The organism is Cellulomonas septica (assembly GCF_012396155.1).
In the GTDB taxonomy this organism is placed as follows: domain Bacteria; phylum Actinomycetota; class Actinomycetes; order Actinomycetales; family Cellulomonadaceae; genus Cellulomonas; species Cellulomonas septica.
The window spans coordinates 1-7480 of sequence record NZ_JAAXOY010000117.1 but is presented as its reverse complement, the minus strand read 5'-3'; the positions used below and the strand labels follow the sequence as shown (position 1 = coordinate 7480).

8 protein-coding genes and 1 pseudogene are annotated in these 7480 nt (G+C 72.9%); 7 read left to right on the top strand and 2 right to left on the bottom strand.

The window, feature by feature from the left end:
* A pseudogene (locus HGA02_RS06625) lies at positions 1 to 543 on the top strand (hypothetical protein); the annotation flags it as partial.
* Between the two features lie 107 nt (positions 544 to 650).
* On the opposite strand, the gene HGA02_RS06620 reads toward HGA02_RS06625, so the two are convergent.
* Together HGA02_RS06620 and HGA02_RS06615 are read right to left on the bottom strand one after the other, a co-directional pair.
* On the bottom strand, positions 651 to 1568 hold the full coding sequence (locus HGA02_RS06620; protein WP_168678362.1) for a transglutaminase family protein: 918 nt from the start codon (positions 1566 to 1568) through the stop codon (positions 651 to 653).
* On the bottom strand, positions 1565 to 1759 hold the full coding sequence (locus tag HGA02_RS06615) for a hypothetical protein (RefSeq protein ID WP_246247505.1): 195 nt from the start codon (positions 1757 to 1759) through the stop codon (positions 1565 to 1567). Before HGA02_RS06615 ends, HGA02_RS06620 begins: the two co-directional genes overlap by 4 nt.
* Before the next feature lie 167 nt (positions 1760 to 1926).
* Between HGA02_RS06615 and HGA02_RS06610 the strand changes: the two genes are divergently transcribed.
* From HGA02_RS06610 to HGA02_RS06585, 6 genes are all read left to right on the top strand, one after another.
* Positions 1927 to 2934 carry a LacI family DNA-binding transcriptional regulator gene (locus HGA02_RS06610; RefSeq protein ID WP_168678364.1) on the top strand — a complete coding sequence of 336 codons (1008 nt, stop codon included), beginning with the start codon at positions 1927 to 1929 and terminating at the stop codon, positions 2932 to 2934.
* Between the two features lie 298 nt (positions 2935 to 3232).
* Complete coding sequence (locus HGA02_RS06605) at positions 3233 to 4645, top strand: glycoside hydrolase family 10 protein (protein ID WP_168678361.1); 1413 nt, start codon at positions 3233 to 3235, stop codon at positions 4643 to 4645.
* 463 nt (positions 4646 to 5108) lie between these two features.
* Positions 5109 to 5870 (top strand): glycoside hydrolase family 16 protein, encoded by a 762-nt coding sequence (locus HGA02_RS06600; protein WP_168678360.1) that lies wholly within the window; start codon positions 5109 to 5111, stop codon positions 5868 to 5870.
* Between the two features lie 46 nt (positions 5871 to 5916).
* Positions 5917 to 6228, top strand: coding sequence for a DUF5808 domain-containing protein (locus tag HGA02_RS06595; protein WP_168678359.1), 312 nt, complete (start codon positions 5917 to 5919; stop codon positions 6226 to 6228).
* 94 nt (positions 6229 to 6322) lie between these two features.
* Positions 6323 to 7285 carry an SPFH domain-containing protein gene (locus tag HGA02_RS06590; RefSeq protein WP_168678358.1) on the top strand — a complete coding sequence of 321 codons (963 nt, stop codon included), beginning with the start codon at positions 6323 to 6325 and terminating at the stop codon, positions 7283 to 7285.
* Positions 7286 to 7292: 7 nt separating this feature from the next.
* On the top strand, positions 7293 to 7480 hold a 188-nt coding region (locus tag HGA02_RS06585; RefSeq protein WP_168678357.1), incomplete at its 3' end, for a type II toxin-antitoxin system antitoxin.

Here is a 7480-nt window from a genome sequence, read left to right as displayed (position 1 = left end):
CTCGGTGATGTGCAGCTCGGCGTCCGGGTAGGGGCTCGCGGCGATGAGGTCCTGCATGAGGCGCAGGTCCTGCTCGGTGGCGTCGACGTGGCGGTGGATGGCCCGGAACCCGCTGCCGGTCCCGTCGTCCCGCTCGTCCGGCCCGCGCTCGCCGGTGCCCGCATCGGGCCTGCCGACGCGCCGCAGCCCGCACCGTCCGACCCGACCGCGCAGCCGTTCTCGGTCGCCGCCGCGTTCGAGTACGACGGGGTCGTGACGATCCGCGCGGCCCGCGCCCGCGAGGTGCCGCTCGTGCTCTCGACCGTCGACCAACGGCAGTACGGGACGTGGGCGTACCACGTCGCGTGGCAGCCGCCGGACTCGACCGAGCTGCTCCAGGAGCAGCCGTCGCAGCTGCACCTCATCGCGCGGTCGCGCGTGACCCCCTCGGTCGCGCGGGTCGCCGCGACGCTGTGGCGGGTCGCGGGCGGGACCGTCGTGGACAGCGGCGGGTTCGTCGTGACGCCCGACGAGCTCACGGACCGGGCGCGCGACCTGCGCTGACCCTCCGTCCGGGGGCGGGCCCGCGCTGATCCCTCCGTCCGGGGGCGGGCCCGCGCTGACGCCTGCGTCCGGGGGCGGACCTGCGCGGACGCCGACGCCCGCGGGCGTCAGACGAACGGGTCGCTGCCCGCGGGCACCAGGTCGACCTGGACCGACGGGTGCGCGCCGCGGCCCTCGGTGAAGATGACGCCGCGCAGCGGCGGGACGTCGTGGTAGTCGCGGCCCCAGCCGAGCAGCACGTACCGGTCGTCGACGAGCTGGTCGTTGGTCGGGTCGATCTCGACCCACCCCGCCCCCGGCGCCCACGCCGACACCCACGCGTGCGACGCGTCGGCGCCGCGCAGCTTCTCGCGGCCCGCGGGCGGGCGGGTCTCGATGTACCCCGACGAGTAGCGGGCGGGCAGGCCGTGCAGCCGCAGCGCCGCGATCATGAGGTGCGCGAAGTCCTGGCACACCCCGGCCCGCTGCGCGAGGAGCTGGTCCTGCGTGGTGTGCACGGTCGTCGAGCCCGAGCGGTACGCGAGTTCGGTGCGGATGCGGTGCGCGAGGTCGACGAGCACCTCGCCGATCGGGCGGCCCGGGGTCAGGGTGGGCGCCGCGAAGTCCCGGACCGCGGGCGTGCGGCTGACGTGCGGTGACGGGAGCAGGGCCTCGCGCAGCCGGACCAGCGCGTGCTCGTCGACGGTCGCGACGCCGTCGCGGACGGACTCGGCGACCTCCTCCCACGGCATCGTGGGCAGCCGGTCGGGCTCCGGCTCGGCCGCCCGGGACACCTCGATGGTCGACCGCGACGTCACGACGAGGCGCGTGTGCGGCTCGGTGACGCCGAAGTACGTCGTGCGGTTGCCGAAGTAGTCGACGTGCGCGGCGGTGTCGGCGGGCGCCGGGTCGATGTCGAGCGTCGTCGCGAGGCACGCCTGGCCCGGCACGTCGCGGGGCGTGAGCGTCGTGCGGCCGTAGGAGTCCGTGACCGGCTGCGCGTAGGTGTACGTCGTGCGGTGCACGAGGTCGTAGGTGCGGGTCATGCGGGTGCGTCCCAGAGGTCCTCGAGCGCCTGGCCGGGCGCGGGGCGGACGAAGTGCACCTTCTCGATCTCGTCGGCCGCGGAGCGCAGCCGCCAGCGCATCGACTCGAGCGTCTCGGCGAGCCGCGTCCGCCGACCGTCCGTGCCGACCACCGAGGCCGCGACCGGGTCGAGCTCCTCGACGAGCGCCACGACGACCGGCGGCTGACCGTCCCCGGCTCACGACCAGGGCCGACGAGCGACCGGACGACCCCGGCGGGCGCGCGGAGGTCCGGTAGATTGCGGCTGCCCGCGCCGTCGGACCTCTCCGGGCCGCGCGGTCGTGGGGCCCGGGAACGAGGGGGTGGGGTGTGGCGACGATGGCCGACGTCGCGCGCCGCGCCGGCGTGTCCGCGAAGACCGTCTCGAACGTGCTGAGCGGCTACCCCTACATCCGCGAGTCGACGCGTGAGCGTGTGATGGCCGCGGTCGACGAGCTCGGGTACGAGATCAACGTGACGGCGCGGATCTTCCGGTCGGGTCGCACGGGCGTCGTGGGCCTGGCCGTCCCGGAGCTGGGCCAGCCGTACTTCGGCGAGCTCGCCGACGAGATCCTCGAGGCCGCGCGCCGACGTGGGCTGCACGTGCTCATCCAGCCGACGGGCTTCACGCGCGAGGGCGAGCTCGCCGCGCTGCGCGAGCCGCGGCGCAAGCTCGTCGACGGCCTGCTGTTCAGCCCGGCGGCGCTCGAGCAGGCGGACGCGCACCTGCTCGACGACCTCGGCTACCCGCTGGTGCTGCTGGGCGAGCAGATGTTCTCGACCAGGGTCGACCACGTGACGATGCAGAACGTCGAGGGTGCGCGCGCGGCGACCGACCTGCTGCTCGACGCGGGACGTCGGCAGATCGCGGTGATCGGCATGCTGCACTCGCCGACCGCGGGGTCGTCGAACCTGCGCTTCACGGGCTACCGGGAGGCGCTCGCGGCGCGGGGGATCACGGTGGACCCGCGGCTGCTCGGCTGGGCGGACGACGGCTGGCACCGGGGGAACGGTGCGCGCGCGATGGAGGACGTGCTCGACTCGGGCGTCGAGGTCGACGGTGTCGTGGCGTTCAACGACGCGCTGGCGCTGGGGGCGATGTACGCGCTGCAGGTGCGCGGCCGCTCGATCCCGGACGACGTGGCGGTCGTGGGCTTCGACGACATCGAGGACGCGCAGTACTCGATGCCCGCTCTGACGACGGTCGACCCGGGTCGACGCGACATCGCCGACGTCGCCGTCGCGCTGCTGCACGGCCGTCTGACGGGAGCGGCCCCCGCGGAGCCGGTGCTGCACGTCGCGGACATGCGGATCATCGAGCGCGGGAGCACCCCGACCCGCCGCTGACCTGCGGACCGTCGGTCGATGTTGCGACCTGTGCCGTCGAAAGCGCACGGACAGCGAGCCGATAGTTGCGGATCGAGCGCGTGGGATCGATCCCACGCTTTGCGATCTGCCGGCCGGCCGATCACGCGTTCAGGTGCACATCTACACCGGTGAAGTCACCCGAAGGTGTGCTGAAACGCTTCGTTCTGGGTTTCGCAACTTTCCGTACCGGTCAAGCGCGTTGACCGCCAGTTTCGACGCGGTGAAGGTGACGTGCCGGCTCCCGCTGGAGCCACCGACCACCACCAAGGAGGGTTCGATGACGACCCCACGCCCGACGCACCGGCGAGGCCGTCTCGCCGCCGCCGCCGGCTGTCTGGCCGCCGCTGCGCTGGCCGTGACGATCGCCGTCCCGGCCGCCGCCGCCGGCAGCACGCTGCAGGCCGCCGCCGCCGAGACCAATCGGTACTTCGGCACCGCCATCGCCGCGAACAAGTTGAGCGACGGCACGTACACGAACATCGCGAACCGCGAGTTCAACATGATCACGGCCGAGAACGAGATGAAGATGGACGCCACGGAGCCCAACCGTGGCCAGTTCAGCTACTCCAACGGCGACCGGATCGTGAACTGGGCCCGCCAGAACGGCAAGCAGGTCCGCGGCCACGCGCTCGCCTGGCACTCGCAGCAGCCCGGCTGGATGCAGAACCTGTCCGGCACCGACCTGCGCAACGCGATGCTCAACCACGTCACGCAGGTCGCGTCCTACTACAAGGGCAAGATCTACGCCTGGGACGTCGTCAACGAGGCGTACGCCGACGGCTCGTCCGGCGGCCGCCGCGACTCGAACCTGCAGCGCACCGGCAACGACTGGATCGAGGCCGCGTTCCGCGCAGCCCGCGCCGCCGACCCGAACGCCAAGCTCTGCTACAACGACTACAACACCGACAACTGGTCGCACGCCAAGACGCAGGGCGTCTACAACATGGTCCGCGACTTCAAGTCGCGCGGCGTCCCGATCGACTGCGTCGGCTTCCAGGCGCACTTCAACTCGGGCAACCCGGTGCCGTCGAACTACGACGTGACCCTGCGCAACTTCGCCGCCCTCGGCGTCGACGTGCAGATCACCGAGCTCGACATCGAGGGCTCCGGCTCCTCGCAGGCGCAGCAGTACCAGGGCGTCGTGCAGGCCTGCCTCTCGGTCGCGCGCTGCACGGGCATCACCGTCTGGGGCGTCCGTGACTCCGACTCGTGGCGCGCCTCGGGCACGCCGCTGCTCTTCGACGGCTCCGGCAACAAGAAGGCCGCCTACACGAGCGTCCTCAACCAGCTGAACGCGGGCGGGACGACCAACCCCAACCCGAACCCGACGACGCCCACGCCGACGGACCCGAACCCGACGCCCACGCCGACGAACCCGGGCGGCAGCACCCCGAGCTGCACGGCGACGTACTCCGAGGGCCAGAAGTGGAACGACCGCTTCAACGGCACGGTGACCATCCGCGCCAACACCAACATCAGCAGCTGGCAGTCCACGGTGACCGTGCGCTCGCCGCAGAAGATCATCGCGACCTGGAACGGCTCCCCGACGTGGGACTCGTCCGGCAACGTCATGACGATGCGTCCGAGCGGCAGCGGTGCGCTGTCGGCCGGCCAGACGACCTCGTTCGGCTTCACCGTCCAGCACGGTGGCAACTGGACCTGGCCCAGCATCACCTGCTCGGCGTCCTGACCCGCTGAGGTCTCCCCCGCGACGGGCGCGGCACCGCGAGGTGCCGCGCCCGTCCGTCGTCCCGGCGCAATCGCTCACCATGTGTGCCGGCCCCGTCGGGCTGCATCCCGAAGAACTTCACCCTCTCTGTTGCCCGTGACAACGGCGCAGGTCACGGACAGTCGTCGACGGCGTCGGGCCCATCGAGCGCCCTCCCCGCAGCTGTGACGAGAGACCTCCGTGCCACGACGCCCCCTGCGTGCCGGCGCTCTCGCGCTCGTCCGCCGGGTGCGCGCGCGCTCGACGTCCTGACGACGCGCGGGCCCGGCACGTCGTCGGGCCCGCTCGCCGCTCCCTGTGCTCCCACCCAGCGGGGCTAGCACCCGGCGGGGCTCTCTCCCGGCGGGCGTGCGCGCGCGGTTGCGACCGCCCGGGCGTGCGTCGACGATCGGCGCGACGCAGCGGGCGGGACGAGGGGGGCGGGATGACGCGCGAGGAGCAGCGCCAGGTCCTGTGGGCCGACGAGTTCATCGGGCCGGCCGGTGCCCCGCCCGATCCGGACGTCTGGCGGCACGAGACGGGTGCCGGTGGGTGGGGTGACGAGCAGCTCCAGCGGTACACCGCGTCGACGCGGAACGCGCACCTGACCGGGGCCGGTGGGCTCGCGATCACGGCCCGACGCGACGTCGACGGCGACATCACGTCGGCGCGGCTCACGACGCTGGGGCGGCTGACCGTGCGGCGCGGTCGCGTCGAGGCGCGGATCCGGCAGCCGCGCGGCGCGGGCACGTGGTCGGCGTTCTGGATGCTCGGCGACGACCTCGAGGACGTCGGGTGGCCGGCCTGCGGGGAGATCGACGTCATGGAGCACGTCGGCGCCGAGCCGCGCACGGTGCACGGGACGGTCCACGGCCCCGGCTATGCGGGCATCGGCGGGGGAGTGGGCGGGTCGCACGAGGCTCCCGCCCCGCTCGCCGACGGCTTCCGCACCTACGCGGTCACGTGGACCGACGACGCGGTCGCATGGGACGTGGACGGCACGGAGTACCACCGCGTGACGCCCGACGACGTGCCCGGGCCGTGGCCGTTCCGGCACGGGTTCCACCTGCTGCTCAACCTGGCCGTCGGGGGTCGCTGGCCGGGCAACGACGCCGACGACGTGGCCCTGCCCGCGACGATGCTGGTGGACCACGTCCGCGTGCTCGACCTCGCGGCGGGTGGCGCCGGGGTGACCCTTCACCGCTGACGACGTCGGGTGGATCATGGGCTCACCACGACTCAGGAGGCGCAGCGTGTCCCACGACGAAGCCGCCCGCCGGCGGCCCGACCTGCAAGGCATCCTCCGGCTGATCTCGCTGGCCCTCGCGGTCACGGCGGTCGTCAAGGAGCTCCGCACCCCGGCCGACGAGCGCGAGTGGAACGGCAAGGTCATCGGGTTCGTGCCGTACGAGTTCCGGATGCCGACGGTCGAGCGGTTCAAGGAGCGCGTCTGGGACCCGGAGGCGGAGCACCTGATCGGCCCGAAGGTGTTCGGGGTGGGTTGGACGGTCAACATGGGGAAGGTGTTCGGGCTGCTGCGCAGCAGGCTCTCGTCCGACGACTGACGCGGCCAGGTCGGCATTCCCCACTCCTCGCTAATGTGATATCACATTAGGTGTCGCGCGCCGACGGCGCGCCGGACCCGAGGAGCTGAGCACCATGCCCGACCCGACCACGCCCCCGCAGGACTCCGTCGGCGGCGACCCCAGCGGCCGTCCCGTCGGCCACGCCGGGGCGCGCGTCGAGGTGGTGGAACGCCCCGCACCGTCCGGCGGCACGGCCGTCGCGCTGCTGGTCCTGCTCCTGTTCTTCGGGCTCATCGCGCTCGGCATCGTCCTGATCGCCCTCGCCGACGCCGACGACTCGCCCGGCCTCGGCGGCCTCGGTGTGCTCCTGCTCGTCGTGTCGCTGTTCGTGCCGTCGGGCGTCACCGTCATCAGCCCCGGGCAGACCAAGGTCGTCCAGCTCTTCGGCCGCTACCTCGGCACGATCCGCCGCACCGGGCTCGTCGCGACCGTGCCGCTGACCACCAAGAAGAAGGTCTCCGTCCGGGTCCGCAACTTCGAGACGAGCGAGCTCAAGGTCAACGACGCCGACGGCAACCCCGTCAACATCGCGTGCATCGTCGTCTGGCAGGTCACCGACACCGCGCGCGCGACCTTCGCGGTCGAGGACTACGAGGGCTTCGTCAAGGTGCAGTCGGAGTCCGCGCTGCGCCACGTCGCGATGTCGCACCCCTACGACGACGCCGACGCGGGCGAGCGGTCGCTGCGCGGCGCGACCGACCTCGTGTCCGGCGAGATCGCGTCCGAGGTCGCGGCGCGCGTCGTCATCGCCGGTGTCGAGGTCATCGAGGCGCGCATCTCCAACCTCGCGTACGCGCCCGAGATCGCCCAGGCGATGCTCCAGCGTCAGCAGGCCGGCGCGATCATCGCCGCCCGCGAGCGCATCGTCGAGGGTGCGGTGTCCATGGTCGAGGACGCGCTCGGACGCCTCGAGCGCGACGGGATCGTGTCGCTCGACGACGAGCGGCGGGCCGCCATGGTGTCGAACCTGCTCGTCGTCCTGTGCGGCGAGAGCCGTGCGACGCCCGTCGTCAACGCGGGCTCGCTCTACTCGTGAGTCCTCGGTGACCCCCGGCGAGAGCAGCACCGAGCCGGTCGGCGCCACGCCCCCGCGGCGTGAGCGCCGGCAGGTGCTGCTCCGCCTCGACCCCGCGGTGCACGACGCGCTCGCGCGGTGGGCGGCCGACGACCTGCGCAGCCTCAACGCCCAGGTCGACCTGATCCTGCGCCGCGCGCTCGCCGACGCGGGCCG